Below are 26,809 nucleotides of genomic sequence, written 5' to 3'. Positions count from 1 at the left end.
CAGCAGTGGGTTAGCAGGTGGCGAAGGTGCCGGCGTTGACCCAGGCTTTGGCTACGTACATGCCGGTGTGGACGCGGAGCCAGATGCTGCTCGTGCCCTGGGAGCCGGTGACGCTCTGCCCGGTTGTCTGGCACTCGACGGTGACCTGGGCGGACTTGCCGGCCATGCCGACGATGGTGGCGGTGGAGTTCGGGGCGTTGCGGACGTTCAGGTAGCCGGACGAGATCGACACCGTGCCGCGGCCTCCGTCACCGGTCCACAGGTACGTGACGTCGACCCACGCGTTGTCGACCAGCTTCAACGCGTCCCAGAACGTCCCGTCGGCGAGGTCGATCCCGGCCGGGTTCGCGACCGTGCGGCCGAACTGGTCCTTGCCGCCGTTGTAGCCGTCCTGGTACGCGGCCTGCGCCTCGGGCTTGCCCTGCGGCAGGTCCTTCCACATCTCGCGGATCGAGCTCGGGTTCCAGTAGTCGTCCTTGGTGTTCCACGGCCCGACGTCCCACACCGGCTCGAACGCGCAGCGCGTCGCGGTGCAGACCTTGACCGAGTAGGTGCCGGACCCGTTCGCGGACAGCCCGCGCCGGGACGGCAGCGCGACGAAGTGGTCGCGGTTCACGATCACGTGGCCGTTGGCCGTCGTACCGCCGACCAGACCTTCCCGCGTCGCGAAGACGCGCGACTTGAGCGGCGCGGCCTGGATGGTCATCCCGGAACCGGCCGCGGTGCCGGTGGGCTCGACGGTGACGTCGCCGACCCACGGGCGCGCTCCGGTCGGCGGCGCGCTGACGATGATGCGGACCTGGACCTGGTCGCTCGCGGCCGGCAGCGCGACCGGCGTACCGGCCTCTGCCGCCGTCCACTCTGTCCAGCGACTGCCGGTCCAGGACCGTACGTCGACCTCGGCCGAGGAGCCGTCCGGCGTACCGGAGTTGTAGCCGACGACGACGGCCGAGGTACGGGCGGCGAGCCGGACCGGGCTGAGCTCGGCGAGCCCGGCCCGCTGCTTGACTCCGCTCGAGCCGATCGCGGCCGGTGCGGCGCCGAGGACGATCCGGTTGCCCTGGACCTCGACGTTGCCGGCTCCGGCGACCGGCTGGGCGGTGACCGGGACCGGCGACGGGGCGGCGGCGGTGCTGGTCCCGGGCAGGGAGGCGGTGAAGAACGCGGCGGTCGCGGCCAGACAGACGGCGAGCGCGCTGGAACGGGTGATGCGCATGGGCGGAACCTCCGGGGCGGTGAAGGTGTGCTCACCCAATGTGACTCATGAACATCACTTCTGGCTAGCCCGTCAATAAATTCCTCGCGACCGGACGGTGACCTATTCGCCGGTCACGCCGTCCACGAGCTCGCGGACGATGTCCAGATGCCCGGCGTGCCGGGCGTACTCCTCGAGCACGTGGAACAGGATCCAGTTCAGCGTCGGCCGGTCGTCCGGCCCGAACCGCCCGCCGACCGGCGCGACCGTGGCCGGGTCCGCACCGCGCACCACCTGCCGGGTGAATTCACCACCCGCATGCAGCTGGGCGAGCAGACTTTCGAGCGTGTCGTCCGGGTCGAGTGTCCAGCGGCCTTCCGGGTCGTCCGCCGAGTCGCCCCACGGCCGATCGACCTGCTCGGCCGTGAACCCCCACCGCAGCCACCGCCGCTCCATGAAGATCAGGTGCTTCAGCAGCTCCAGCGGCGCCCACCCGGACGGCAGCCGGCTGTTCCGCAGGTCGGCGTCGCTCAGCCCGGTCAGCTTGGCCTCGATGACGCCGCGGTACCGGTCGAGGAACCGCAGATGCAGCTCGAGGGTGTCGGCGACCTCCCGCTCCGGCGTCACGACAGCGCTCGCAGGTACTCCGCGGTGGCGTCGTCCGCCGGGTAGAACGACTCGATCATCAGCTCCGACACCGTGACGTCGAGCGGCGTACCGAAGGTCGCGATGGTCGTCAGCAACGACAACTCCCGTCCGTCGTGGGTGAGCTCGAACGGTACGACGACATCCGTCGGACCGGGCGCCGAGGGCTGGTCGTGGACGGCGTACCCCCGCAACTCGTCGTACAGGTCCTGGAGGTCCGGGTCCGCGGTGGCCGCAACCTGGCGGTGCAGGCTCGCGAGGGCGGACGCCCGGACGTCGGCGAGGTTGCCGATCCGGCGCGCCAGGCCGTCCGGGTGCAGGGTCAGCCGGAGCGCGTTGATCGGTGCCTGCAGCAACTTCTCGTCGACGTCGGCGGTGAAGATCGCGATCCCGGCGTTCGCCTCGACGATGTTCCACCAGCGGTCGACGACCAGCGCCGGATACGGCTCGTGGGCCTTCAGCAGCCGGCGCAGCGCGGTACGGATCGCGAGCATCGACGGCGAGTGCAGCGACGACTCGCTGTAGATCGGCGCGAAGCCGCCGGCCAGCAGCAGCTGATTGCGGTCCCGGAGCGGTACGTCGAGTTGCTCGGCCAGCCGCAGCACCATGTCGCGACTCGGCCGCGACCGCCCGGTCTCCACGAAGCTCACGTGCCGCGTCGACACCTCGACCCGGTTCGCGAGCTCGAGCTGGCTCAGCCGACGGCGCTCCCGCCAGCCGCGCAGAAGCTCGCCTACCGGGCGCTGGAACGTCTCCTCGATCGTCGCTGCCATGGTCCGACCGTAGCGGGCCGCCCTCGGCGCGACATAGACAACTCCATTACCTCCGACGTCATCGACGGTCTGCGGTGCGCGACGGCAAGGTTCTGGTCATCCGAACCGAACGAGGAGGAAACACCATGAACGCCACCGCTCTCGCCGACCAGTACTTCGCGATGTGGAACGCCGCCGACGCCGACCGCCGGGCCGGACTGATCGCGGACACCTGGACCGCGGACGCGACGTTCCAGGACCCGAGCTTCGCGACGACCGGCCACGACGAGCTGAACAAGCTGGTCGGCGCCGCGCAGCAGATGTTCCCCGGGCTGTCGTTCGTCCGGGTCGGCGGTATCGACGAGCACCACGGTTACCTGCGCTGGACCTGGCACCTGCAGGCCGAGGGCCAGGAGCCGGTCGCCGGCGGCACCGACATCGTCGTGCTCGACGCGGACGGGAAGATCCAGAAGCTGATCGGCTTCCACGACTTCGCGCCGGAACACTGAGGTCCTGCTGCCGCGGACTACGACTTCCGGCGGAGCCGGGAATCGCCGATCGGCGGATGCCCGGCGCCAGGCCCGCCGCCTAGGTTGTCGGGCATGTGGAGATCGTTGACAGCGGCATCGATAGCAGGGGCCGTGCTGGCGGCCGCCGTACCGGCAAGTCCGGCGGCCGCCGCGGAAGCCCTGGACTGGAAGGCCTGTAGACCCGGCGCGGTCGAGCAGTGTGCGACGCTCACCGTGCCGCTGGACTGGTCGAAACCGTCGGGCCCGACGACGGACGTCTTCGTCGCGAAGGTCCCGGCGAAGGACCAGCGGCACAAGCTCGGCGCACTGTTCTTCAACCCCGGCGGACCGGGAGGTGCGGGCGGATCGATCTTCGCCGCGGGCCTCGCGGAGGCGATCCTGCCGCAGTTCCGGGACCGGTACGACCTGATCAGCTTCGACCCGCGCGGGACCGGGAGCAGCAGTCAGCTCGACTGCGGCCCGGTGCTGCGTCCCGGCGTACCGGTGTTCCCCAGGTCCAAAGCGCAGTACGACGCGATGGTGGCGTCGAGCCGGGCGACCGGTGAACAGTGCCTGCGGAAGCACGGCGACCTGATGCGCAACCTGGACACCCGGACCGTCGCCCGCGACATGGACGCGATCCGGGCGGCGCTCGGCGAGCAGAAGTTCAACTACATCGGCCTGTCCTACGGTTCGTTCCTGGGAACGCTGTACGCGCAGCAGTTCCCGCACCGCGTCGGCCGGATGGTGCTCGACGGGATCGTGGACCACAAGCAGGGCGCGCGGAAGTTCATGCTCGACGAGGCGAAGGCGATGGAGGACGGGTTCAACCGGTTCACCGCCTGGTGTGCGAAGGACAGCGCGTGCGCGCTGCACGGGCAGGACGTCGGCGCGGTCTGGGACGCGACGGTCCGCAAGGCCGACAAGACCCCGCTGACCGGACCACACGGCCCGGTGAACGGCGACGTACTGCGGATGGCGCTGCCGAGCCTGCTGCCGTTGACCAGCATGGTCTCGGACAACTGGTCGGTGCTCGCGAACGCGCTGGCCAAGGCGACGAAGGGCGACGGCGCCGACTTCGCCAATGTCAGCTACGTGGGTGATGCCGAGACCGCGTACGCCGCCGTGTCCTGCATGGACCTGCCCGGCGAACTGAAGGGGTACGCCGATGCGCGCGCCCGGCTCGCCCTTGCCGAGGCTGTCGCGCCGCGCGTCGGTGCGGCGGTCGAGGGCTGGGCGTTGACCGCTGCCTGCGCGGGCTGGCCGATCCCACCGAGCAACCCGTGGCAGGCCACGCCGGTGCGCGGTACGGCGCCGATCCTGATCACCTCGACGCTGCACGACCCGTCGACGCCGGTCAGCAACGCCCGCAGTCTCGCGCGGCAGATCGACAACAGCCGGTTGCTGACGGCCGACCTCTTCGGGCACACGGCGTATTTCAACTCGGCCTGTGCGCGGGACCGGATCACCGAGTACCTCCTCGAGGGGAGGCTGCCGGCGCAGAACTGTTAATTGGGTGGAGGATCCGCGGCGGGCCTGCGCAGGATGGACGCATGCTCACCGCCGACGAGCTGGACGTCTTCGAGCGCGACGGGATCGTGAAGCTCCGGTCCGCGTTCCCCGCCGACGCGGCCGCCCGGATGCGGGACGCGCTGTGGAACGAGCTGTCCACGCGGCACGGCATGGACCGCGCGGACCGTTCGACCTGGCACCCGACCCGGCCGACCGGCCTGAAGACCGCCAAGTCGAGTCGTGCGGCCCTCGCGGTCCTCGGCCCGAAGGTACGTTCGGCGCTCGACGGCCTGCTCGGCGCGTGGGACGAGCCGGAGCACGCCGGGCAGGTGCTGGTCACGATGCCGGAGAGTGTGCCGTGGTCGGTGCCGCACCGGCAGTGGCACACCGACGTCGGCTTCGAGCGCACGCAGGAGGCAGTCAAGATCTGGGCGTTGCTCGGCGACCTGGAGCCGGGCGGCGGCGGAACCCCGCAGGTCGCGGGTTCGCACCGGATCATCGAGCGGTTCCTGACGACGACGGACGAGCGCGAGTTCAAGGCGGTCCGCGATCAGGTACTGCGGTCCGATCCGTGGTTCCGCAACCTGACCTCGGAGCGGCGCGAGGTGGACCCGCTGGCGCCGGCCGAGCTCGACGGCCTCCCGGTCCGCGTCGTCGAACTCACCGGGCAAGCGGGCGACGTGTACCTGACCCACCCGTGGATCCTGCACTCGATCGCCCCGAACGCGACCGATGCCCCGCGGATGATGCGCAGCCGGTTCATCTGGGCCGCTTCATCTGGAAAGTGAGCTGACCAGCCGCGCGCAGCGCACCGGATCCTCGGTGAGTCCGGCCGACAGTCCCCAGAGCCAGTAGTCGACCGTCCGCCCGATCACCCAGTCCCGCGCGCGGTCCCGGTCCAGGCCGGCCGCGGCCACGGCGAGATCGAAGTACCGGACGATGTCGGTCATCTCGTCGAGCCGTGTCCACAGCACCCGGCCGAGGTCGAACTCGATGTCGCCGCGGTACAGCACCGGGTCCACCGTCAGCCACTCCTCCCTCGTGCCCGCGAGCACCTGGTCGGAGTGGAAGTCGCCGTTGACGGCGAAGGTCGCGCCGGTCCGCGAGAGCGCCGGCGCGACGTCGAGTGCCGCCCGCAGGATGCTGCTCGAGAACGGACGGCCCAGCTGGTCCCACTGCGACTCCAGCTCGGCCGACCGCTTGGTCACGATCTCGGCCGTCGACAGGACGTCGTCCGGCCCTGGTACTGCGAGCCGCCGCATCAGCTGACCGAGTACGACGACCGCCTCGTCCACCGGCCTGGTGGTCAACGGCGTGGAGAGCCGCTCCAGCAGCATCGCACCCGCCTCGACGTCGGCGTCGTACAACAGGGCCATGCCCCGGCCTGCCCACCACCGCAGCGCGTGGACCTGCTCGGCCACCTCGGTTCCGGGCGGCGACATCCGCAGTACGAACTCGTCGCCACCCCGGTCGACCGGTACGACGACCGCGTTCGAGCCGTGGGCAACCGCTCCCACGATGTCGAGTTTCCACTGTGCACACTGCCGATCGACCGCTGCGGGCAGGTCACGCAGCCAGTCGGCGCCCTCGGTCCACCAGCGCGGCATCCGCAGGAACTCGGCCGGCAACTCGATCATCCGGTCAGGCTAACGGGGCAACCCGGGGCACTGCTCCCGGTTTTCGATCTGCCCTCCCCAGGGGTGGGGTGGAGGACCATCATGTTGGGCATGGGCGGAGAGGTTGAGATGGACGGGCTGCGTTTCGACGCGGAGCTGTCCCGGCAGATCGAAGCGGTGTACACGACGCCGGACGTGGTCGAGCAGCGCCGGGCGGTGCGGGCGGCGCTGGCGTTGCGGCCGGGTGACCGGGTGCTGGACGTCGGCGTCGGGCCGGGCCTGCTGGCCGCGGAGATGGCCGGCGAGGTCGGTCCGGACGGCCGGATCTGCGGGATCGACATCAGCGAGAGCATGCTCGCGATCGCGCGGACCCGGTCCGAGGTGCCGGACGGGCCCGGGATCGAGCTCGAGCTGGCCTCGGTCGACCGGATCCCGTATCCGGCGGAGAGCTTCGACGTGGTGGTGTCGACCCAGGTCCTCGAGTACGTCGACGACGTGGCCGGCGCGCTGCTCGAGGTGCGGCGGGTGCTCCGGCCGGCGGGTCGCGTCGTACTGCTCGACACCGACTGGGGGTCGGTGGTGTGGCGGTCGCACGACGACGCGCGGATGGCCCGGGTGCTGACCGCGTTCGAGGACCACCTGGCCGATCCGTACCTGCCGCGGACGCTGGCCGACGTACTGGTGAAGACCGGATTCACGCCGACGCACCAGCAGGTGGTGCCGATCCTCAACACCGGCTACGACCAGCGGACGTTCAGCGGCGGCCTGATCGACATCGTGGCGGACTTCGTGCCTGGTCACGGCGACGTGACGGCGGACGAGGCGCGCGACTGGGCCGACGACCTGCGCGGTCTCGGCGACAGCTACTTCTTCAGCCTGAACAGGTACCTGTTCGTCGCGTCCGCGCTCTGAAGACTCCGTGCCTCGGCGGGTGCGTCCTGGGAGAGACACACCCGCCGGGCCGGTCGTTCTCCCGCCCCTCAGTGGGAGAACTCGCGGCTCGGTGAACACCACCCATGCCCGAATGGCACTGACCGAACCGCGGGACCACCTACAGGTACCCCAGATCGCGCCGCGGCACACACCCCGGCACGCGGAACCGGCGGAAAACTTCACGTTCCTCAAACCTTCACCGGTAGTAGCTGACCTGGCAGCCGCTTAGGCTGGTCGGCGATTTTCGTGCACCAGGGTGTTCAGGGGGAAGGAACGGCGATGCCGGAAGTGTTCGACGACGAGTTGACCGATGACGTGCTGGACGAGCTGGAGGCGCTCGGTGCGGCCGAGGACGCGGACGTGATCCTCGGGGCGGCGGGCGTGAAAGATGCCTGAGGCAAGGATTTCCTGGCGCGGCTTCACGATGAACAAGCGCACGGTGGCGATGGTCGAGGCGGCCGAGCGGCTGTACGCCTCGAAGTTCGCGATCCTGCAGGGGTCGTACAACGCCGGCGGCGTCGGCGCCTCGGCCGGGACCCACGACGGCGGCGGCGCGGTCGACGTCGACGTCCGGACGAAGAGCGCCGCGCAGCGGGTCGCGGTGGTGAAGGCGCTGCGGCAGGTCGGGTTCGCGGCCTGGCTGCGGACGCCGGCGCAGGGCAACTGGCCGTACCACGTGCACGCGATCGCGGTCGGCGACAAGGAGCTGTCCCGGGGCGCGGCGCACCAGGTGGCGGAGTACCGGCGGAAGCGGAACGGGCTGGCGAACCGCGGCCCGGACGACGGCCCGCCCGGGTACTACGGGATGACCTGGGAGCTGTACCTGAAGGCGCACGCGGCGAAGGAGCCGGTGCCGGACTCGACGATCTCGCTGGCCGCGATGGAGTACGCCCGGACGCACGACGCGATGACCGGGGTCTGGGGCGCGGACCGGGCCCGGGTGATCGCCTGGGCGGCGCACCCGCGGGTCGGCGCGATCACGAAGGCCGAGACGGTGCCGGCGGCCGGCGTGCCGTGGCACCTGCACTTCCAGCGGGTGATCCGGAAGGTGCAGCTGCACTTCGAGCTCGAGGTCACCGGGATCTTCAACAACTCCGTCGCCGCGGTCATGAAGCGGTACGGGTACAAGATCGTCGCCTGAGCCAACGACAAGGCCCCACCGGTAGCAGCCGGTGGGGCCTTGGTGGTCCACTACCGCCCGGGCATCCCCGGTGCAGCTGTGGAGGTGGAGAGCGGAACCGACGCCGATGCAGGGGTCAAGACGTCAGCTCCGCTTGCCTGTGTGGAGTTATCTCGGATCCACCGCCAGGACCTGGGCGTGGTGGAACGCGAGGTGCTGCCGCATCGCCGCCGGAGTACCGCCCGGGTCGCCGAGGCCGAGGTGGTTCATGGTCGGTACGACGACCGCTCGGACGTCGGACCGCTTCACCTCGTCGAGGAGGGCATGGAACGCCGCGGACTCGGCCGCGTCGCGCTCGGTGTAGACGGTGCCGAGGGTGAACCCCTCGGCGCTGGCGAAGGCGGCGAGGGAATCGGTCGCCGCGGCCAGCTCCTCCGCGCAGCTCAGCGCGTCGGCCCGTACGTACCCGAGCAGCGTCGGCCGGGTGGTCATCGCCCAGGCACCGCTTGAGTGTCCACCAGCACCGGCTCGCTCGTCACCCGGAGGGAGGCGAAGCGGCGGCGCATGGCTTCCTCGTAGTGCACTGCCTGCTCCGCGTCGGCGGTGTGGTCCGCGATCGGGTGCGCGCCGAACCAGACCCGCACCCGGCGATGCGTTGCGGGGGCTTCGAGCGTCTCGGTCATCGCGATTCCTTCGGCAGTCTCGGTCGTACCCCGGACGGCTTTGTCCGGCGTCGAGATAAAGAACACCGCACCGGCCCGCCCTTCCGGAACACTTCGGAAGGGACCTTTACAGAGGCCTAACGCAGAGTAGGGAAACCCTACGAACCCGCAGGTCAACGCCCTCTCCGCGAGGTCCGGGCGGACTCCGAATCGCTGTCAAGAATGGTTGCAGCTATTTGCCGATAACGATTCGGCGACGCCCGGGTATTCGGCGTACGGAGAAATGTATGGCGTCCTGCTAACCCTTTGCGCCCAGCCGCTCACGGACCGGAAATGCGACCAGGACACCGAGCACGGCGGCCGCCAGCGGCACCACGAGTCCGGTCCGGAAACCGTCGATCGTCAGCTCGCCCGCACCGGACAGTACGGCGGCGACCGCCGCGAGCCCGAGCGCCGACCCGAACTGGAACGAGGTCGTCAGTACGCCGCTCGCCAGGCCCTGCTCGTCCTCGGCCACCCGCTCGGTCGCCGCGATCGTCAATGGGCCGTAGGTGAGCGCGAACGCCAGCCCCAGCAGGAGAAACGCGGGCAGCATCGCGAGGTACGTCCAGTCGGCGCCGAGCGGCAGGTAGGCGGCGTACGCGATCGCGGCGAGCAGGAAGCCGCCGAAAACCACGCGGGCGTTGCCGAAACGGTTCACCAGCCAGGGTGTGAGGGTCGGCGCCAGGATCGCGTCGATGCCGATCACCATCAGGGCGAGCCCGGTCTCGAGCTCGGACCAGCCGCGCAGTTCCTGCAGGTACAGCACCGCGACGAACTGGAAGCCGACGAACGAGCCGACGAGCAGGATCGCGCCGGTGTTCGCCCGGACCAGCGCCGCGTTCCGCAGCAGGCCGAGGCGGACCAGCGGCGCGGACGTCCGGCGTTCGATCGACCAGAACACCAGCAGGAGCAGGATTCCGGCGGCGGCCGTCACCGCTGTCTGGCCGGCCGCGACGTCCGGCGCGCGGACGACGGTTGCCACCAGCAACAACATGGCGCCCGTCAGGGTGAGTGCGCCGGGGATGTCGAAGCCTTGCCGCGGAGTCGGTGCCGCGGTGTCGCGCGGGATCAGCGCCAGGGCGCCGGCCAGGATGACCGCCGAGACGAGTACCGGCGCGAAGAACACCCAGCGCCAGTCGATCGCGGTGAGCAGCCCGCCGGTGACCATGCCCAGCGAGAAGCCGCCGGCCGCGGTTCCGGCGTACACCAGCAACGCCTTGGTGCGCTGCGGTCCTTCCGGGTACGTCGTCGTGATGATGGACAGGCCCGCGGGGGTGAGGAACGCGGCCGCGACGCCGGTGACGAACCGCGCCAGGATCAGCACCCAGCCCTCGGTCGCGAAGCCGCCGAGCCCGCTGAACAGCAGGAACACGACGAGCCAGCCGACGAACATCCGGCGCCGCCCGAGCAGGTCCGCCGCGCGGCCGCCGAGCAGCACGAAGCCTCCGTAGCTGAGCGCGTATGCGCTGACGATCCACTGCAGTTCGCCGGTGGACAGGCCCAGGTCGGCCCGGATCGAGGGCAGGGCCACGCCCATCATCGAGACGTCGATGCCCTCCAGGAAGATCGCGCCGCAGAGCACGAACAGAACGGCCCAGGCGCGGCCGGTGAGCCGCTGCGACTGGGTGACGGTTGATGACACGAAGGCTCCTCGTGGTCGGTTATCTCTTGTAACTGACCTCATCTTCAGGAACCATCAAGGATTGTGGAAGAAGGCACTTCAAAGGAACCGAGTCACCTCTGCTGCACCGAGGACGCGTTCCAGTGGGACACCCGTGAGGACTGTGACGTCCGGCAGATCCTGGACCGGATCGCCGACAAGTGGTCGTTGCTGGTGATCGCGCTGCTGGACACCGAGTCGATGCGCTTCACCGAGCTGAAGAAGACGATCGACGGGATCAGCCAGCGGATGCTCACCGTCACACTGCGCCAGCTGGAGCGGGACGGGCTGGTGAGCCGTACCGTGCACCCGGTGGTGCCGCCCCGCGTCGACTACGCCCTCACACCGCTCGGCGTCACGCTGCACACCACGATCCAGTCGCTCGTCACCTGGACGGAGACCCATCAGAGCGAGATCGCGGCCGCGCGGGCGCGGTACGACGCGCTCACCTCGTCCTCGTGAAGTTCGCCGGGTGACCTGGTACGGCGACCAGCGTCACAGGTGCGGCGAGCACGGCGAGCGCGGCCAGCAGGTTGAGGGTGACGGGCAGGCCGAGCAGGATCGTCGCGGCCGGGGCGGCGAGCGCGCCGACCAGCAGGGCGAGTGAGTCGGCGGCGAAGAACAGCGCCCCGACGCGGCCGAGCATTTCGCTTGGTGCGGTGCGCTGGATCGTCGTCTCCGCGGTGATGAGCAGGATGCTGCCGGGGAAGCCGATCAGGACGGCCGCGGCGACGGCTGTCGCGATGCCCGGGGCGTTGAAGAGGGCCAAGTACGCCGCTGCGGTCGCGAGTTGGGTGGCGGCCAGGAGGTCGCGGGTGCTGAGGAGGCGGGCGGCTTTCGTGCTGAGCGCGGCCCCGATGAGGTACCCGGCGCCAAGGCCGGAGATCAGGTAGCCGACGACGTACCCGGGCGCGTCCAGGCGGTCGACGGTGAACGGTACGAGGAGAGCGGTGAGGCCGGCGTTCGCGGTGAGGAAGAACGTCTGGCCGATGAGGATGCCGCGGAGCGCTCGGTGCCGGACGGTGACGCGGAGGCCTTCGCGCAGTCGCGGTGGTTCGGCGGTCGCGTTCCGGCGGCGGGTGCGGACGGTCGCGATGATTGCTGCTGACGACAAGTAGCTGGCGATGTCGACGGCGAGCACGAAGGTTATCCCGGGGCCGGCCAGCAGCAGGGCGCCGAGGGGCGGCGCGGCGAGCCGGATCGCGCTGCCGGTGACGGCGTTGATCGCGTTGGCCTTCGCGAGTTCGTCACCGGTGCCGACGACGGTCGGCAACAGCGCGCGGGAGGCCGGGCGGAAGACGGTGGTGGCGGTGTTCTCGAGCAGGATCGCGAGGTAGATCAGCCAGATCCGGTCCCGGTCGGCGAACAGGATCAGCCCGACCGCGGCCGCGCTGGCGAGGTCCGCGATCCACATCGCACGGGTCAGGTCCCACCGGTCGAGCAGCACGCCGGCCCACGGCCCGATCAGTAGGGCCGGAAGGGCTTCGAGCGCGAGCGCGAGCCCGGTCGCTACCGCCGACCCGGTCAGGGCGAACACGTGGAACGGAATCGCGACCACCAGCAGCCAGGACCCGATCCCGGACACCGCACCACTCAGCCACAGCCGACGGAAGTCGCGATTGCGCATGACTGGAAACTATCCTGATGAGATAGACAACGGCAAATATGTTCTGTGAAGATAAGTCCTCATGGAGCTGGGCGAGGTACTACGAGACCGCCGCAAGGCAGCCGGCCGCACGATCGCGTCGGTGGCCATGGACGCGGGCCTGTCGGTCCCCTACATCGCGAACCTGGAGAACGGCCGCGGCAACCCCACCCTGTCCGCCCTCGACCGACTCGCCACCGCTCTGGGCGCCCGCCTCGAGGTGCGCCTCGACACCGGCGAGCCGGTCGAAGCACCATCCGCAGGGGCCGAGCTGGTGGCCAACTCCCCACGCGCCAACCAGTTGCTCACCACCCTCGCCGCCGGCCGCTCCCACGCCGCCACCCGCCAGCACCTGATCGCCACGCTCGACTCCCTCACTCCGCTCCTGGGTCGCGCTCCCACTCCCACCGACCTCAACCGCCTCCTGGACCTCGTCCAACTCGCCTGACGGGTGGTAACCGGGTCGCGAGGTGGGGCCGCGGCGTCGTAGGGTCCGCGACATGGAGATCGGGGCGCGGATCGCGCGGGCGCAGGTGGAAGGGCTGGCGCGGTCGCGGCGGCAGATCGTCGCGGGGCCGTTGGCGGGGATGCTGCACGACCGCGACGACTGGTACCTGTCGACGATGGTCGCCGCCGAACCCGGGCGGGCGTTCATCCCGGACGAGGTCGCGCCGTCGCTCGCGATCATCCGGCAGGCGTTCGCCGCCGAGGGACGATGGCTGAGTGCGGAGCTCGTCGACGAGGCGAACCCGGGTCTGGCCGAGGCCCTCGAAGCGGACGGGATGACGATCGTCTCCCGGCTGCCGCTGCTCGTGGTCGAGCCGGACGACCTCATCACGCCCGAGCTCCCCGCCGGGGTCACGGTGAAGCTGGTCGCGTCCGACGACGACCAGAAGCTGGTCAACGAGGTGTCCGCGGAGGCCTACGAGATGGAAGGCGCCGGCTTCGACTTCAAGCCGGACCCGTCCAACGGCGGAGCGGTCCTCGTGTACGCCGACGACGTACCGGTCGCAACCGCCGCGTGGACCGCGGTAGCCGACGCGGTGACCGAGGTTGCCGGCGTCGGAACGCTGCACAGCCACCGGCGCCGGGGCTTCGGCGGCATCGCAACGGCGTACGCGACGCTCAAGTCGTTCGAGCTCGCCGGTGCCACCCTGGCCTGGCTCACCCCGGGCGACGACGGCGCCGACCGCGTGTACCGGCGCCTCGGGTACGCCCCGAGGGCGACCGCGGTTCACCTGGGCGACCCCGGCGGCCACCTCGCAGACCTCCGCTGACGATGCCGGTCCTGGCGGAGATCGTTGCCGAGGACGGGGCCGGGTGGCTTCGGCTCGACGGGCGGTTGTCCGCGGGTGAGACCGGGCGGCTGGTGGAGCTCTGGTTGGGGGAGGCGGCGGCGCCGCGGGAGTCTGTTGAGCGGATCTTGCAGGACAGTGAGCGGAGTGTCTTCGGTGGGGTGCGCCTGACCGACCCTGCTACGGGGGCGCAGGTGCTGCCGGGGTGTTGTCTGTTGCTGGAGGACTGGCGGACCTGGGTCGATGCCAAGCCGGATCTCGGGCATGACGGGCCGTGGCCGGAGGTCGACGACGCGGGGCTGACGATCTGGCCGCGGGGCGACGAGGACTGGCGCGCTGAGGCAGTCCGTGAGGGGCAGCCGGTTCGGGTCCTGCGAAGTGAGATGCCTCGGATCTGCCGGATGGTGCAGGCGGACCTCGAAGGGCTGCTCGAAGCGCTCGCGCGGTGGGCCGGCAACCACTGCCCGGAGCTGACCGATGCGCTGGTTGCGCATGCGGATCGCACCTTCGCTGTCACCGCATCCCTAGATGGGTTGGAGTAAGCGGGTGAGGGTGGTGTGCAGGGTCTTGTTGGCGGCTCGCGGGGTGAGCTTGCCAGTGGCAACCGATTCGCCGGCGGCGTGACCTAGCGCGGTCAGGGCGGTGACCAGCCAGGGGGCGGGGAGCGCGCGGGTGATCTCGCCGGTGCGTTGGCCGCGGCGGATCAGGCGCTCGAGGCGGTCGGTGACCGGATCGTGGCGGGTGTCCTGCGTGCCGGTCGGCTGGATGTGCAACAGCAACGGGTGCTGCTCGAACAGGTGCCAGGCCAGGTCGACGATCCGCAGGGCGGTGTCCAGTGCCGGCCCTTCATCCAGGTCCAGGGCATCGATCGCGGTCAGGGTCGCCGCGGTCAGCTCGTCGAGTACGGCGTTCAGCAGCACGTCCCGGGACGCGAAATGGGCGTAGACCGTCTGCCGCGTGACGTGCGCGGCCTCGGCGATCCGCTCCAGGCTCGCGTCCGGCTGTTCGTCGAGCAGGGCGATCGCCGCGGCCAGGATCGCCGTACGGCTGCGGTCCGCGTCGGCCCGGCGACGTCTGGGCTTATTCTCTGACACCTTGTCAAGGTTAGCGGTTCTGCTTATCTTTGACGGTATGTCAGACTTAAGCGCACGGGAGTTCGTCGCGGACTTCTTCGAGTCGTTCACCCGGGAGGTCGTCGCGGGCGGTGACGCCGAGGCGGTCGTGGACCGGTACTACACGCCCGACATCGAGCAGGTCGCCGACGGCGTCACACTCGACCGGCAGCGGTTGATCGACCACCTCCGCCCGGTCCGGAAGAACGTGGTCTCCTGCAAGTACGACGTCCACGAGGCGATCCGCACCGCGGACCGGTTGGCCGCGCGGTTCACGATCCACGCGGAGACGCGGCGCGGGCGGACGATCTCGACCGAGGTCTACCTGTTCGGCGAACTCGCCCCGGACGGCCGGATCCGCCGTACGACGCAGGCGACGCGGGATGTGAGCGCGTCATGACCACGTTCCAGGTGCGCGGCATGACCTGCTCCCACTGCGCCGGCTTCGTCACGGAGGAACTCGAGGCCCTGCCAGGCGTCGAGTCGGTCACCGTGGACCTCGCGACCGGCTCGGTCGAGCTGACCGCCGACCGCCCGATCGCCCGGCACGCCATCCGCGCCGCGGTCGAGTCCGCCGGCTACGAGGTCGTCGACTGACGATAGGTGAGCAGCACGACGCCGCTCGGAAACGACCTGCAGTCGTACTTCCGCACCTGATCGAGGTACGCCGAGACACCGCTCCGGTCGTCGTGCCGCGTCAGCGGACGGTGAAACCGGCCTTGCGGAAGGCGTCGGCGAGGGAGGTCTCGTCCATCGGTGTGTCGGCCTGGTTGCCGCGACCGCCTGCGCCTCGGTTCCCGCCGCGGCCACCCTGGCCCTGCGAGCCGCCGCGCCCCTGACCCGCGGGACCGCGGCCGCCACCGCCCTGGCCGCCGGGTCCGCGACCGCCCTGACCGCCTGGACCACGCCGCTGCCCGCCGCCCTGACCGCCCTGACCGCCCTGTCCGCGCGCCTGGCCGCCGCGGCCGCCCTGGCCGCCGCCGACCTCGTCGTCCAGCCGGAGCGTCAGCGAGATCCGGTTCCGTGGGATGTCGACCTCGAGGACCTTCACCGTCACGATGTCGCCGGGCTTGACCACCTCGCGCGGGTCCTTGACGAAGTTCTTCGACAGCGCGGACACGTGCGCCAGCCCGTCCTGGTGGACGCCGATGTCGATGAACGCGCCGAACGCCGCCACGTTCGTGACCTGGCCCTCCAGCCGCATCCCCGGCTTCAGGTCCGCGATCTTGTCCACCCCGTCGGCGAACACCGCGGTCTTGAACGCCGGCCGCGGGTCCCGCCCCGGCTTCTCCAGCTCGGCGAGGATGTCGGTCACGGTCGGCAGCCCGAACATGTCGTCGACGAAGTCCGCCGCCTTCAGCCGCTTCAGCTCCGCCGACCCGATCAGCGACTTCACGTCGGAGCCGGTCGCGTCGAGGATCCGCCGTACGACGGGATAGGCCTCGGGGTGCACGCTCGACGCGTCCAGCGGGTCGTCGCCGTCGGGGATCCGGAGGAACCCGGCGGCCTGCTCGAACGCCTTCGGGCCGAGCCGCGCGACCTCCTTGAGCGCCGTCCGGGTCTTGAACGGGCCGTTCAGGTCGCGGTGCTGGACGATGTTGTCGGCCAAGCCGGGCGTGATGCCGGAGACCCGGGTGAGCAGCGGCGCGGACGCGGTGTTCAGGTCGACGCCGACCGCGTTCACGCAGTCCTCGACGACCGCGTCCAGCGAGCGGGACAGCGAGTTCTCCGGGAGGTCGTGCTGGTACTGACCCACGCCGATCGACTTCGGGTCGATCTTCACCAGCTCGGCCAGCGGGTCCTGCAGCCGGCGCGCGATCGAGACCGCGCCGCGCAGCGAGACGTCCATCCCGGGCAGCTCCTGCGAGGCGAACGCCGACGCCGAGTACACCGACGCGCCGGCCTCGGACACGACCGCCTTGGTGAGCTTGAGCTCCGGGTGCTTGGCGATCAGCTCCGCGGCCAGCTTGTCGGTCTCGCGGGACGCCGTACCGTTGCCAATGGCAATCAGCTCGACGTCGTGAGCCGCGGCCAGTGCGGCCAGCGTGGCGATCGACTTGTCCCACTGGTTCTGCGGGACGTGCGGGTAGATGACGCCGGTGTTCACGACCTTGCCGGTGGCGTCCACGACGGCGACCTTGACGCCGGTCCGGAAGCCCGGGTCGAGGCCCATCGTCGCGCGGGTGCCGGCCGGGGCGGCCAGCAGCAGGTCGCGCAGGTTGGCCGCGAACACCCGGATCGCCTCGTCCTCGGCGACCTGCCGCAACCGCATCCGCAGGTCGATGCCGAGGTGCACCAGGATCTTCGTCCGCCAGGCCCAGCGGACCGTCTCCACCAGCCACTTGTCGGCCGGGCGGCCGAGGTTCTCCACGCCGACCTTGCGGGCGATGGTGGTCTCGTACTCCGTCGGTCCGTCCGCCTCGACGCCTGCCGGCAGCGGCTCGACGGTGAGCTGCAGCACGTCCTCCTTCTCGCCGCGGAACAGCGCGAGGATCCGGTGCGACGGCATCTTCGTGAACGGCTCGTCGAAGTCGAAGTAGTCCGAGAACTTCGCGCCCTCGGTCTCCTTGCCCTCCCGGACGGCCGACGCCAGCCGGCCCTGCTCCCAGAGCCGTTCGCGCAGCTCACCGATCAGGTCGGCGTCCTCGGCGAACCGCTCGACGAGGATCGCGCGGGCGCCGTCCAGCGCGGCCTGCGGGTCGGGGACCTCGGCGTTCACGAAGACCGCCGCGGCGGCGATCGGCTCGACGTCCGGGTCGGCCAGCAACCCGTCGGCGAGCGGCTCGAGCCCATTCTCCCGGGCGATCATCGCCTTGGTACGGCGCTTCGGCTTGAACGGGAGGTAGATGTCCTCGAGGCGCGACTTCGTGTCGGCGGCCAGGATCGAGGCCTTCAGCGCGTCGTCCAGCTTGCCCTGGCTCTCGATCGACTCGAGCACGGTCTGCCGGCGCTCCTCGAGCTCCCGCAGGTACCGCAGCCGCTCCTCGATCGTGCGCAGCTGCGCGTCGTCCAGCATCCCGGTGACCTCTTTGCGGTACCGCGCGATGAACGGGACCGTCGAGCCCTCGTCCAGCAGCGCCACCGCTGCGCGCACCTGGTTCTCGCCGACTTCCAGCTCACCGGCGATCCGCTGCTCGATCGACTGCACCACCACGTTCGTTCCCCTCTACGCCCGACAACCACCGAGCATTCTGCCCCGGCCAGGCCCCATATCCTTCCCCATCCCACCCCGCACCCCGAAACCGCATCGCACCCCACCTGTGGACAACCGCGCCGAACTCCCCGCACCGGCGGCGCGGGGAGTTCGGCGGACGGCTGGTCAGGCGGCTTCGAGCACGATGTCCGCGGTCTCCTGCTCGGCGTCCCGCTTGGCCGGGCGCATGACGGTGAGGGCGATTCCGACGGCGAGGGCCATGATGGCGGCCGCGATTCCGAAGGACAGGTGGTAGCCGTCGATCAGGGCCTCGACGGCCGGCTTGCCGGACGACTGCAGATTCGTCGTACGGGTCGCGGCCAGCGTCGCCAGGACGGCGAGGCCGAGGGCGGCGCCGACCTGCCCGGAGGTGCCGGCGACGCCGGAAGCCAGGCCCGCGTCCTCCGGCTTCACGTCAGCCATCGCCAGGCCCATCAGCGCCGGGAAGCACATCCCGGCACCCAGTCCGAGCAGCGCCAGCACCGGCAGGACGTGGACGACGTACTCGCCGCCGACCGGGGCCTGGGTGAACAGCGCCAGGCCGACCGTGATCAGCGCCAGGCCGGTGATCAGCGGCTTGCGCGGGCCGAACCGGGTGATCAGCTTCTCCGAGTAGCGGACCGACAGCAGCCCCATGATCACGGTGGTCGGCAGGAAGGCCAGGCCGATCTCCAGTGCGGAGTACCCGAGGACGCGCTCCAGGTACAGCGAGCCGAGGAAGAAGATGCCGAACATCCCGGAGGCGGACAGCGCCTGGACCAGGTTGGCCCCGGTCAGGGTGCGGGACTTGAAGATCCGCAGCGGCACCAGCGGGTTGGCGGCGGTCGCCTCCCGGACGATGAAGCCGGCCAGCAGGGTCAGCGTGAGCAGGCCGAGTGCGACGGTCCGGCCGGCGGTCCAGCCCAGCTCGGCGGCCGGCTTGACGATGGTGAACACGCCGACCATCAGGGCCGCGGTGATCAGCAGCGCGCCCGGGATGTCGGTACCGCGGCCCAGGCCGAGGCCCTTGTCCTTCTCGATCAGCCGGAGCGCGAGCAGGCCGGTGACCAGGCCGATCGGCAGGTTCACGAAGAAGATCCAGTGCCAGTTGATCGCCTGGGTCAGGACACCACCGGCGAGCAGGCCGATCGAGCCGCCGGCCGAGGCCACGAACGCGTAGATGCCGATCGCCTTCGCCTGCTCACGCGGCTCCGGGAACAGCGTCACGATCATGCCGAGGATGACGGCCGAGGTCAGCGCGCCGCCCGCGCCCTGGATGAAGCGCGCCGCCACCAGGATCTCCTGGCTGCCGGCCACCCCGCAGAGGATGGAGGCGGCGGTGAACAGGGTCAGTCCGCTCAGGAAGACCGTCCGGCGGCCGATCAGGTCACCGAGCCGGCCGGCCAGCAGCAGCAGGCCGCCGAAGGGAATCATGTAGCCGTTCACCACCCAGGCGAGGCCCGAGTTGGTGAAGCCGAGGTCGTCCTGCATCGACGGCAGGGCCACGTTCACCACGGTCACGTCGAGCACGATCATCAACATGCCCGCGCAGAGGGTGTAGAGGGCCAGCCAGCGCGAGCGGCCGCCCTGCGCGGCCGGCGTCGTCGCCAGGGTGTCGGTCGTCGCGTGCATTCCGGTTCTCCTTGCAGTTCGTCGTAGTGGCCTTACACCTCTACGTCGAACCGGGAGGGCTCAGATTGACACGTCTTCGGAAGTTTTTTCGCGACGGGTCCGAGCGAGGGCGTACGCCGTGAGCGCCGGGACCAGTCCGCTGCCTACGAGGAGCAGTGTCGGCAGCTGGGACGCCAGCGCGAACCAGGTGAGCAGTACGACGACACCGCCGGCGACCGGCAGCGGCCGCCGCAGCAGGAACAGGTTGGCCGAGCGGAACAGCGTCTTCATCGTGGCGGTCGTCGGCGCCTCGGGGAGAATCGCCAGGCCGCTGAGGTAGAGGCCGAGGATCATCCCGGTGAGCGGGATCAGTACCGCGAGCGCGAAGATCCGCGCCGGTCCGGACGAGTAGGCCCAGAAGGAGAGGCCGAACGCGAGCATCACGCTCCCCGTCCACAGCCCGAACCCGGCCAGCCAGAACCGCTTCATCGCCCAGCGGAACTCGCCGAAGAACCGCCGCATCAGCTTCGGCCGGTCCTGGGCGATGGCATCCGGCACCACGCGCTGCAGCGCGAACGCGGCCGGGAAGAGCGTGAGGATGCCCAGGCTGATCACCAGGAACGCGAGCTGCAGCATCAGCAGGTCGCCGACGATCGACAACTTCGTCAGTACGGTGTTCGTCCGGCCGGCGTTCTCCACCGGGCGCCTCCTCGTTCCGTCCGGGCGGGTCCTGATCGTATGATCACGAACAATCACGATCGGACCAGGGGGCCACATGCTTGCACAGGAGCGCCACGAGCTGATCCTGCGCAGCCTGCGCCGGCACGGCCGGCTCCGGGTCGCCGACCTGGTCGCCGAGCTGGGCGTCTCCGCGATCACAGTACGCCGGGACCTGGCCGAACTGGACTCCGCGGGCCTGCTCCGCCGCGTGCACGGCGGCGCGATCGGCACCGCCGCGGCCGACCAGGCGAGCCCCGGGAGCCGGCTGACGATCGGCATCGTCGTCCCGAGCGCGACGGCGTACTACTCCGACGTGATCCGCGGCGCCGAGGCGATGGCCGACCGGTACGGCGCCCGGCTGGTGCTCGGCGTCTCCGGGTACGACGCCACGACCGAGCGCGAGCGGCTGGACAAGGTCCTGGGGATCGGCGTCGCCGGGCTGCTGATCAGCACCGCGCAGGGCGACGCCGTCGAACGGCTCGACGCGCGGCTGGACGACATCGACGTACCGGTCGTGCTGATGGAGCGGGCGTTCGGGTTCCCGCAGGTGGCGCGCGAGTACGACCACGTCCGCACCGACCACGCGTACGGCGCGCTGCTGGCGCTGCGGCACTTTGCGGCGCTGGGGCACCGCCGGATCGCGGTCAACCTGCAGGCCACGGTCACGGCGTACTGGCTCCGCCGCGGCATCGAAACCGCTGCGAAGGCACTGGGTGTCGAGGTGTTCCTGTCGCCGGTCGACCTCCCCGCGCGCGGCGACGACCCCGGCGCGGCCGCACAACTGGACGCGTTCCTGGCCGAGTGCGAGTCGTTCGGCAGCCGCGCCGTACTCGTGCACTCCGACGAACACGGCGCCAGCCTGGTGGAACGCGCGATGGAACTGGGCCTGCGCGTCCCCGAGGACCTGGCAGTCATCGCCTACAACGACGTCACGGCTTCGTTGGCCGTAGTACCCCTCACCGCCGTCTGCCCACCCCGCCGAACCCTAGGCGAAACCGCCTGCGACCTCCTCCTCCGCAAACTCCAACACCCCACAACCCCCGTCCAACACCTAAGCCTCCTCCCCACCCTCAACATCCGAACCTCCTGCGGCACCCCCGACAGGTAAATTCCGAGATCCGACTGGTGGAGGGGGACATGAACTACGACGAGTTCGACGCGGAGTATCGGCGGGTTCTGGGCGTCGCCGACGAGCTGCACACGGACGTGCTCGCCCGCGGGATCGAGCGTTTGCGCGTCCTGGCCGACGGCCTGGCCAACGTCGCCGAGCGCCGGAAAGCCGACAACGGCATCGCCATGCTCGAGGACATCCTCGGGTACGACGAACAACCGGCGGCCTCGCCTGCGATGGCCGAGGCGGAGCGCGCTCACACACTGGCCAGTGCGGATGGCGGAACCGACGAGGAGCGCATCGCCCGCGCCGAGGCAGGCATGGCGGAGATCGCTCGAATCGCCCAGACGGCCGATCCCTCGCAACGCACTGGGATCCTCGCGCTGAACGAGTCCCTCCACATGCTGATCCTGGCCTTGCGCTCCGACGTGCCCGGAAACGGGTAAGTTCAGAGGACCGCACGGGATTTCGGGGAGGACCGCGATGGAGTACGCCGAGTTCGAGGTCGAGTACAGGCGGGTGTACGAGGCGATCCTCAACGGCCGCCGCGGTCCGGACCTGACCGGGGACGTCGCACGGCTCTCGGCCCTGGCTGCCCAGATCGACGACGAGGACGACCGCGAAGACGCGTACCTGGAAATTTCGATCGTCGAGTCCGCCGCGGCGCGCGGCCCCGCCGAGTCTCCGTCGGAGGTCATTCTGCAGGCGCGCGAGGCGTATGCCGAAGCTGTCCGTGACGACGGCACCATGGCCGAGCGCCTGGCCCGTGCCGAGGAAGGGATGCGAGCACTCGAGCGACTCTCGCCCGGCGCCAACTCGGACGAGAAGCAAGCAATCGGGGACTACGAGCACACGCTCCATATGCATATCGGCGCCTTGCGACTCATGCAATGAAGGTCACCAGCTTCCGGGAGCTGATGCGCGAGCAGGCGAATGCCGCCGTGCGGGTCTCGGGCGCGCATCACTCGTCCTGGAACGGGCGGTTCGGGGCGCCGATCGAGCGACAGAGCGACCTCGGTGGTACGGCGAACTGGGACAACTCGATCTCGTACAACCCACGCCACGTGGACGAGCGGCTCCAGGAGATGTTCCGCAACGCCCGGGTGCACAACCAGGATCGTGCGGAGCTCGCCGGGTATCGCGACGCGATCCGCGTCGTGCTGCACGAGAACGTGCATCTCCTGTCGTCGGAGGGCCGGGAACATTCGCAGTCGTACAACGCGATGGCGACCGGTCCCGGTGTCCGCCCGCTGGAGGAGGGTGTTACCGAGCTCTACTCGCACCAGGTACTGGACGACTACATCGACGAGCTCGGGATCGATCAGATCGCACCTGGGATCAAGGACGTCAAGAGCCCGAAGGTCTACAAGGAATTCACGCCCGCGGTGGAGGGCTTCGCCGACATGATCGGGCGTAAGTCCGGAATGGAGCGCGATGAGGTCATCGCCGCGATGGCCGTGGTACCCGCAGATCAAAAGTTCACGGTTGCCGCGGCGGCGATGTACGACAACAGCCGTCTCCCCGGGATGATCCCGGAAGACCAGCGAGAGCAAGCCATCGGGCAGATTGCGCAAGCGATGAGCTCCGAGTTCGGGCGGGTGGCGAAGCTCCCCAAGAGCGCGGATGCCGGCACACGGCGAGCGGTCGGTGAGCAAGCCGTCATCGAGGGTTCGAGGGTGATGAGCCGGTTGCGGAAGCAGTGGCAGATGCCGGCGCCGGATCGGCAGGTGCAGCGTGGTGTCGGTTCGGAGCAGCAGCGCGCGGGGCAGCCGCAACGCGGCGACCGGTCTGCGCAGCAGTCTCGAGCTGGTGTCGTGACGCCTCCGCCTGCGGGTCCGGCGGCGCTCCCGCCCGACATCGCGGCGGCGGCGCGTGCCGGGCTGACTGGCTCGCGGCCGTTGGGTTCGGCGACACGGCTGACGGCGGATCAGCAGGGTTCGCGGCGTGGTGGGGTCGGGGTTCCTGCGCAGCAGCGGCAAGGGCCGGAGACGCAGCGCTGACGGGGAAGTGATCTTGTGGGTGATCGAATGTGATCATTCGAGCGCTGAGGTATTGACGAGGAAAGCCCTTTCCCATACTTTCGCTGCACTTGGGTGGGGTCGTGGGCCCCGGCTGAAACAGTCAGCGAAGGAGTTGCCCTGTGAGACCGGTGAGACATCGTGTGGGACTGACCGTGCTGGCCGTCGCGCTCAGCGTGCTGGTCGGCAGTTGTGGCAACGGGGTGATCGACGAGAGTACGGACGGTGTGCCGCCGGCTGAGGCGACCGGTACCTTGCGGGTCCTGCTGCCGTCGTTCCCGCCCAGTACCAAGGGCCGGGAGGCGTTCCAGAAGGTCGTCGACGACTTCCACAAGACCTATCCGAAGATGAAGGTCGAGCCGGACTTCGCGACGTACAAGAACCTCAACGAGAAGATGTCCACCTCGATCGCGGCCGGCATCCCGTACGACGTGATGGTCACCGGCGTCGGCTGGGTGCAACCGTTCGCGTCGAAGCGGATCTTCGAGGATCTCGGCAAGTACGGCGTGACGCCGGACGTGATCAAGGAGAAGAGCACCGCCGCGCTGATCCCGGCGGCGTCGTACGACGGCAAGCTGTACGCGTACCCGCTGGTCGCGGACGCCCGCGCCGTCGCGCTCCGCAAGAGCGCGTTCCGCGAGGCCGGGCTCGACCCGGAGAAGCCGCCGACCTCGCTGGCCGAGATCAAGGTCGCCGCCGAGAAGCTGACGAAGCGGGACAAGGACGGCAACATCACCCGCAGCGGTTTCGACCTCGCGTCGGCGACCGGCTTCCGGCAGTCGTTCACGACCTTCCTGGCCTCGACCGGTACGCCGTTGTACGTCGGCGGCGAGCCGAACTTCGACAACGAGAAGGGCCTGGAGACGCTGCTCTGGATCAAGTCGATGATCAACAACGTCCAGCCGTACGGCCAGACGAACGCGGCGCAGCAGCCGCTGGTGCTCACCGGCGAGGCCGCGATGGGCATCGTGAACGGCGGCGTCGACTGCTCCGCCGAGGGCATCGGCCAGAAGAACTGTGACGACCTGAAGTTCTTCCGGTTCAACAGCGGCAAGGAGATCGAGTACGTCGGCGGCGACCTGGCGTCGATCGGGTCGCGCAGCCGGCACAAGGACGCGGCCTGGGCGTTCATCGAGACGCTGACCAAGCCGACGACGCTGGACGCGGTCGCGAAGCTGAACAAGAAGATCCCAGCCTACAAGGACGCCGGCAACTCACCGCAGGCGAAGTCCAATCCGCTCAGCCAGTTCGTCGCCGACGGCCTGGTGTACGCGGTCAACGAGAACGAAGTGCCCTCCAACTGGCTCGAGATGCGCGGCAACTTCGACATCCAGCTCACCCAGGCGGTCCTCGGACAGAAGGATCCCGCCAAGGTGCTGCACAACCTGGCAGGACAGTCACGATGAGCACAACTCTGGAACGTCCCGCGGTCGCGACGCCGCGCAAGGTGGCCCCGTCCAAGGACAGCCGGGCGCTGGTCCGCGGCCAGGCCCGGGCGGGCTGGGTCCTGCTCACGCCCGCGCTGCTGCACTCCGGCGTCTTCATCGTCATCCCGGTGGTCGCCGTACTCGTCCTCAGCCTGACCGACTACAGCTTCGGCGACACCTGGGCCTGGGTCGGGTTCGGCAACTACGCCGACCTGTTCCGCGACGTCGACTTCCTGGCGTCGCTGTGGCACACGGTGCTGTACGCGATCGTGGTGATCCCGATCTCGATGGCGATCTCGCTCGCGGTCGCGATCGGCCTGAACCAGAAGATCCGCGGCCTGGCCTTCTTCCGTACGGCGTACTACATCCCGACGGTGACCGCGACGGTCGCGGTGGCGACCATCTGGCTGTGGATCTACAATCCGGGCTCCGGCCTGGCGAACGGATTCCTGAGCCTGTTCGGATTCGCCCCGAACCGCTGGCTGGCGGACCCGGCGACCGCGCTGCCGTCGCTGATGGTGGTCGGCATCTGGCAGGGGCTCGGTACCAAGATCATCATCTACCTGGCCGCGCTCCAGGGTGTCTCGCGGGACCTGATCGAGTCGGCCCAGCTGGATGGCGCCGGCCGCTGGCAGCGGTTCGCGAACGTCACCTGGCCGGCGATCGGCCCGGTCCAGTTCTTCGTCCTGATCACGTCGATCGTCGGCACCTTCCAGGTGTTCGACCTGGTGTACGTGATGACCCAGGGCGGCCCGGGTTCGGAGACCCGGGTGCTGGTGATGGACATCTACCAGAACGCGTTCCAGGACCTGAAACTCGGCTACGCGTCCGCCGAGACGGTGATCATGATGATCGTGATCGCGGTCTTCATCGCCGTCGGACGCCTGCTCCAGAAGGCGGATGCCAATGACTAGCGCAACCCTGCCGGCCGCGGCCGCCGCGAAGCCGCCGGTACTCCGGCCCGGCCGGATCCTGCTGTACGTCGTCCTCACCGTCGGCGCGGTGCTGATGATCACGCCGTTCGTGTGGATGCTGCTGACCGCGTTCAAGAGCAACCTGGAGATCGCGAAGTTCAGCTGGCTGCCGGCGGAACTGCGCTGGCACAACTTCGTCGAGGCGATGCAGACCGCGCCGTTCCTGACGTACTTCCGCAACAGCCTGATCATCGCGGTCGGCGAGACGGCCTTCACGCTCGCGGTCTGTACGACGGCCGGGTACGCGCTCGCGAAGCTGCCGTTGCGCGGCGGCAAGACACTGCTGAACTACTTCATCGTGCTGCTGCTGGTGCCGTTCCAGATCATCCTGGTGCCGCTGTTCCTGATCGTGAAGTCGATCCCGCTGTTCGGCGGCAACAACATCCTCGGCCAGGGCGGCATCGGCTGGCTGAACTCGTGGTGGGGCCTGATCATCCCGCTCGGCGCGGCGCCGCTGTTCACGTTCCTGGCGCGGCAGTTCTACGTCTCGCTGCCGGACCAGCTGGCGCAGGCCGCGCGGGTGGACGGGCTCGGCGAGTTCGGGATCTTCTGGCGGATCATGACGCCGCTGATCAAGCCGGCGCTGATCACGATCGCGGTGTTCCAGATCGAGGCGGCCTGGAACGGGTTCCTCTGGCCGCTGATGATCACCACGTCGGACGACCTGCGGCCGCTGCAACTCGGGCTCGCGATCTTCTCCCAGAACCCGGCGGAGATCCAGTGGCCGTACCTAATGGCCGGTACGGCGCTCGCGACGCTGCCGATGATCGTGCTGTTCGTGTTCGCCCAGAAGCGGTTCGTCGAGGGAATGGCGAACGTGGGGATCAAGGGCTAGAAATCCTCGAACAGGTGCTCACCCCGCCCCGGGTGAGCACCTGCGAGGCCCCCTCCACATGCGGTGGTCCCGAAGAAACACCGGAGCTTCCCACTAGGTCCCCCCTGCTGGGTCGCTCACCCGTTTATCGGCGGGATGTGGCGCTCGTTACAACGATTCCGAGGTTTTTCCTTGCGTACGCGGCCGGTGACGTTCCGTGAGGTCGCGCGGCGACGCGTGCTGTAGTATCGCCGACGTGACTGC

Annotated in this window: 30 protein-coding genes; 18 read left to right on the top strand and 12 right to left on the bottom strand. The window is 69.6% G+C overall.

Going from position 1 to position 26,809, the window contains the following annotated elements; genetic code table 11:
* Positions 1-10: 10 nt before the first annotated feature.
* The 3 genes from ABN611_RS10235 to ABN611_RS10225 form a co-directional block, all read right to left on the bottom strand.
* Complete coding sequence (locus ABN611_RS10235; protein ID WP_350279574.1) at positions 11-1,216, bottom strand: hypothetical protein; 1,206 nt, start codon at positions 1,214-1,216, stop codon at positions 11-13.
* A 102-nt stretch (positions 1,217-1,318) separates the two neighbouring features.
* Positions 1,319-1,822: a DinB family protein gene (locus ABN611_RS10230; RefSeq protein WP_350279573.1), complete on the bottom strand. Its 504-nt coding sequence runs from the start codon at positions 1,820-1,822 to the stop codon at positions 1,319-1,321.
* The gene (locus tag ABN611_RS10225; protein ID WP_350279572.1) at positions 1,819-2,613 is read right to left on the bottom strand and encodes a helix-turn-helix transcriptional regulator; all 795 of its coding nucleotides are present in this window, start codon (positions 2,611-2,613) and stop codon (positions 1,819-1,821) included. Before ABN611_RS10225 ends, ABN611_RS10230 begins: the two co-directional genes overlap by 4 nt.
* A gap of 125 nt (positions 2,614-2,738) precedes the next feature.
* On the opposite strand from ABN611_RS10225, the gene ABN611_RS10220 reads away from it, so the two are divergent.
* From ABN611_RS10220 to ABN611_RS10210, 3 genes are all read left to right on the top strand, one after another.
* On the top strand, positions 2,739-3,101 hold the full coding sequence (locus tag ABN611_RS10220; RefSeq protein WP_350279571.1) for a nuclear transport factor 2 family protein: 363 nt from the start codon (positions 2,739-2,741) through the stop codon (positions 3,099-3,101).
* Positions 3,102-3,194: 93 nt separating this feature from the next.
* The gene (locus ABN611_RS10215; protein ID WP_350279570.1) at positions 3,195-4,613 is read left to right on the top strand and encodes an alpha/beta hydrolase; all 1,419 of its coding nucleotides are present in this window, start codon (positions 3,195-3,197) and stop codon (positions 4,611-4,613) included.
* 41 nt (positions 4,614-4,654) lie between these two features.
* A complete protein-coding gene (locus ABN611_RS10210) occupies positions 4,655-5,401 on the top strand; it encodes a phytanoyl-CoA dioxygenase family protein (RefSeq protein ID WP_350279569.1) in 747 nt (248 codons plus the stop codon).
* Here the strand turns inward: ABN611_RS10210 and ABN611_RS10205 are convergent.
* Positions 5,387-6,250, bottom strand: a complete 864-nt coding sequence (locus ABN611_RS10205) for an aminoglycoside phosphotransferase family protein (RefSeq protein ID WP_350279568.1) — start codon at positions 6,248-6,250, stop codon at positions 5,387-5,389. The two genes, ABN611_RS10210 and ABN611_RS10205, sit on opposite strands and share 15 nt — an antisense overlap.
* Before the next feature lie 90 nt (positions 6,251-6,340).
* Here ABN611_RS10205 and ABN611_RS10200 point away from each other — a divergent pair, with 90 nt between their 5' ends.
* Positions 6,341-7,141, top strand: a complete 801-nt coding sequence (locus ABN611_RS10200; RefSeq protein WP_350279567.1) for a methyltransferase domain-containing protein — start codon at positions 6,341-6,343, stop codon at positions 7,139-7,141.
* 409 nt (positions 7,142-7,550) lie between these two features.
* Complete coding sequence (locus ABN611_RS10195; RefSeq protein ID WP_350279566.1) at positions 7,551-8,303, top strand: hypothetical protein; 753 nt, start codon at positions 7,551-7,553, stop codon at positions 8,301-8,303.
* Between the two features lie 147 nt (positions 8,304-8,450).
* On the opposite strand, the gene ABN611_RS10190 is transcribed toward ABN611_RS10195, so the two are convergent.
* The 3 genes from ABN611_RS10190 to ABN611_RS10180 all read right to left on the bottom strand — a co-directional run bounded on the left by ABN611_RS10190 (position 8,451) and on the right by ABN611_RS10180 (position 10,628).
* Positions 8,451-8,774, bottom strand: a complete 324-nt coding sequence (locus ABN611_RS10190; RefSeq protein ID WP_350279565.1) for a hypothetical protein — start codon at positions 8,772-8,774, stop codon at positions 8,451-8,453.
* The gene (locus ABN611_RS10185) at positions 8,771-8,965 is read right to left on the bottom strand and encodes a hypothetical protein (protein ID WP_350279564.1); all 195 of its coding nucleotides are present in this window, start codon (positions 8,963-8,965) and stop codon (positions 8,771-8,773) included. Before ABN611_RS10185 ends, ABN611_RS10190 begins: the two co-directional genes overlap by 4 nt.
* A gap of 277 nt (positions 8,966-9,242) precedes the next feature.
* Positions 9,243-10,628, bottom strand: coding sequence for an MFS transporter (locus ABN611_RS10180; RefSeq protein WP_350279563.1), 1,386 nt, complete (start codon positions 10,626-10,628; stop codon positions 9,243-9,245).
* A 63-nt stretch (positions 10,629-10,691) separates the two neighbouring features.
* Between ABN611_RS10180 and ABN611_RS10175 the strand changes: the two genes are divergently transcribed.
* The gene (locus ABN611_RS10175) at positions 10,692-11,108 is read left to right on the top strand and encodes a helix-turn-helix domain-containing protein (RefSeq protein ID WP_350279562.1); all 417 of its coding nucleotides are present in this window, start codon (positions 10,692-10,694) and stop codon (positions 11,106-11,108) included.
* Here the strand turns inward: ABN611_RS10175 and ABN611_RS10170 are convergent.
* Complete coding sequence (locus ABN611_RS10170; RefSeq protein WP_350279561.1) at positions 11,092-12,273, bottom strand: MFS transporter; 1,182 nt, start codon at positions 12,271-12,273, stop codon at positions 11,092-11,094. The genes ABN611_RS10175 and ABN611_RS10170 overlap by 17 nt on opposite strands.
* Positions 12,274-12,334: 61 nt before the next feature.
* Between ABN611_RS10170 and ABN611_RS10165 the strand changes: the two genes are divergently transcribed.
* Genes ABN611_RS10165 through ABN611_RS10155 form a run of 3 tightly spaced genes read left to right on the top strand, consistent with a single transcriptional unit; the run spans position 12,335 to position 14,128 of the window.
* Positions 12,335-12,739: a helix-turn-helix transcriptional regulator gene (locus ABN611_RS10165; RefSeq protein WP_350279560.1), complete on the top strand. Its 405-nt coding sequence runs from the start codon at positions 12,335-12,337 to the stop codon at positions 12,737-12,739.
* A 52-nt stretch (positions 12,740-12,791) separates the two neighbouring features.
* Positions 12,792-13,568, top strand: a complete 777-nt coding sequence (locus ABN611_RS10160) for a GNAT family N-acetyltransferase (protein WP_350279559.1) — start codon at positions 12,792-12,794, stop codon at positions 13,566-13,568.
* Between the two features lie 2 nt (positions 13,569-13,570).
* A complete protein-coding gene (locus ABN611_RS10155) occupies positions 13,571-14,128 on the top strand; it encodes a hypothetical protein (protein ID WP_350279558.1) in 558 nt (185 codons plus the stop codon).
* Here the strand turns inward: ABN611_RS10155 and ABN611_RS10150 are convergent.
* Positions 14,111-14,680 (bottom strand): TetR/AcrR family transcriptional regulator, encoded by a 570-nt coding sequence (locus ABN611_RS10150; protein WP_350279557.1) that lies wholly within the window; start codon positions 14,678-14,680, stop codon positions 14,111-14,113. The genes ABN611_RS10155 and ABN611_RS10150 overlap by 18 nt on opposite strands.
* 37 nt (positions 14,681-14,717) lie before the next feature.
* Here ABN611_RS10150 and ABN611_RS10145 point away from each other — a divergent pair, with 37 nt between their 5' ends.
* Both ABN611_RS10145 and ABN611_RS10140 read left to right on the top strand, forming a co-directional pair.
* Positions 14,718-15,098, top strand: a complete 381-nt coding sequence (locus ABN611_RS10145; protein WP_350279556.1) for a nuclear transport factor 2 family protein — start codon at positions 14,718-14,720, stop codon at positions 15,096-15,098.
* Positions 15,095-15,295, top strand: coding sequence for a heavy-metal-associated domain-containing protein (locus ABN611_RS10140; RefSeq protein ID WP_350279555.1), 201 nt, complete (start codon positions 15,095-15,097; stop codon positions 15,293-15,295). Before ABN611_RS10145 ends, ABN611_RS10140 begins: the two co-directional genes overlap by 4 nt.
* 100 nt (positions 15,296-15,395) lie before the next feature.
* Here ABN611_RS10140 and ABN611_RS10135 read toward each other — a convergent pair whose 3' ends face one another.
* The 3 genes from ABN611_RS10135 to ABN611_RS10125 all read right to left on the bottom strand — a co-directional run bounded on the left by ABN611_RS10135 (position 15,396) and on the right by ABN611_RS10125 (position 20,180).
* On the bottom strand, positions 15,396-17,852 hold the full coding sequence (locus ABN611_RS10135) for a Tex family protein (protein ID WP_350279554.1): 2,457 nt from the start codon (positions 17,850-17,852) through the stop codon (positions 15,396-15,398).
* A gap of 165 nt (positions 17,853-18,017) precedes the next feature.
* A complete protein-coding gene (locus tag ABN611_RS10130) occupies positions 18,018-19,502 on the bottom strand; it encodes an MFS transporter (RefSeq protein WP_350279553.1) in 1,485 nt (494 codons plus the stop codon).
* 60 nt (positions 19,503-19,562) lie between these two features.
* Positions 19,563-20,180, bottom strand: a complete 618-nt coding sequence (locus ABN611_RS10125) for a DUF624 domain-containing protein (RefSeq protein ID WP_350279552.1) — start codon at positions 20,178-20,180, stop codon at positions 19,563-19,565.
* 76 nt (positions 20,181-20,256) lie between these two features.
* Here ABN611_RS10125 and ABN611_RS10120 point away from each other — a divergent pair, with 76 nt between their 5' ends.
* The 7 genes from ABN611_RS10120 (at position 20,257) to ABN611_RS10090 (ending at position 26,566) form a co-directional block, all read left to right on the top strand.
* The gene (locus ABN611_RS10120; RefSeq protein ID WP_350279551.1) at positions 20,257-21,309 is read left to right on the top strand and encodes a substrate-binding domain-containing protein; all 1,053 of its coding nucleotides are present in this window, start codon (positions 20,257-20,259) and stop codon (positions 21,307-21,309) included.
* Positions 21,310-21,338: 29 nt separating this feature from the next.
* The gene (locus tag ABN611_RS10115; protein WP_350279550.1) at positions 21,339-21,758 is read left to right on the top strand and encodes a hypothetical protein; all 420 of its coding nucleotides are present in this window, start codon (positions 21,339-21,341) and stop codon (positions 21,756-21,758) included.
* A gap of 37 nt (positions 21,759-21,795) precedes the next feature.
* Positions 21,796-22,206 (top strand): hypothetical protein, encoded by a 411-nt coding sequence (locus ABN611_RS10110; RefSeq protein ID WP_350279549.1) that lies wholly within the window; start codon positions 21,796-21,798, stop codon positions 22,204-22,206.
* Entirely contained in the window at positions 22,203-23,312 is a 1,110-nt protein-coding gene (locus ABN611_RS10105) for a hypothetical protein (RefSeq protein WP_350279548.1), read from the top strand. The genes ABN611_RS10110 and ABN611_RS10105 overlap by 4 nt, the downstream gene beginning before the upstream one ends.
* A 140-nt stretch (positions 23,313-23,452) precedes the next feature.
* The gene (locus ABN611_RS10100; protein WP_350279547.1) at positions 23,453-24,736 is read left to right on the top strand and encodes an extracellular solute-binding protein; all 1,284 of its coding nucleotides are present in this window, start codon (positions 23,453-23,455) and stop codon (positions 24,734-24,736) included.
* On the top strand, positions 24,733-25,671 hold the full coding sequence (locus tag ABN611_RS10095) for a sugar ABC transporter permease (RefSeq protein ID WP_350279546.1): 939 nt from the start codon (positions 24,733-24,735) through the stop codon (positions 25,669-25,671). The genes ABN611_RS10100 and ABN611_RS10095 overlap by 4 nt, the downstream gene beginning before the upstream one ends.
* Positions 25,664-26,566, top strand: coding sequence for a carbohydrate ABC transporter permease (locus ABN611_RS10090; protein WP_350279545.1), 903 nt, complete (start codon positions 25,664-25,666; stop codon positions 26,564-26,566). The genes ABN611_RS10095 and ABN611_RS10090 overlap by 8 nt, the downstream gene beginning before the upstream one ends.
* The last annotated feature ends 243 nt before the right edge of the window (positions 26,567-26,809 follow it).

This window comes from Kribbella sp. HUAS MG21 (assembly GCF_040254265.1).
Lineage (GTDB): Bacteria > Actinomycetota > Actinomycetes > Propionibacteriales > Kribbellaceae > Kribbella.
This window is presented reverse-complemented; position numbering and strand designations above follow the sequence as displayed.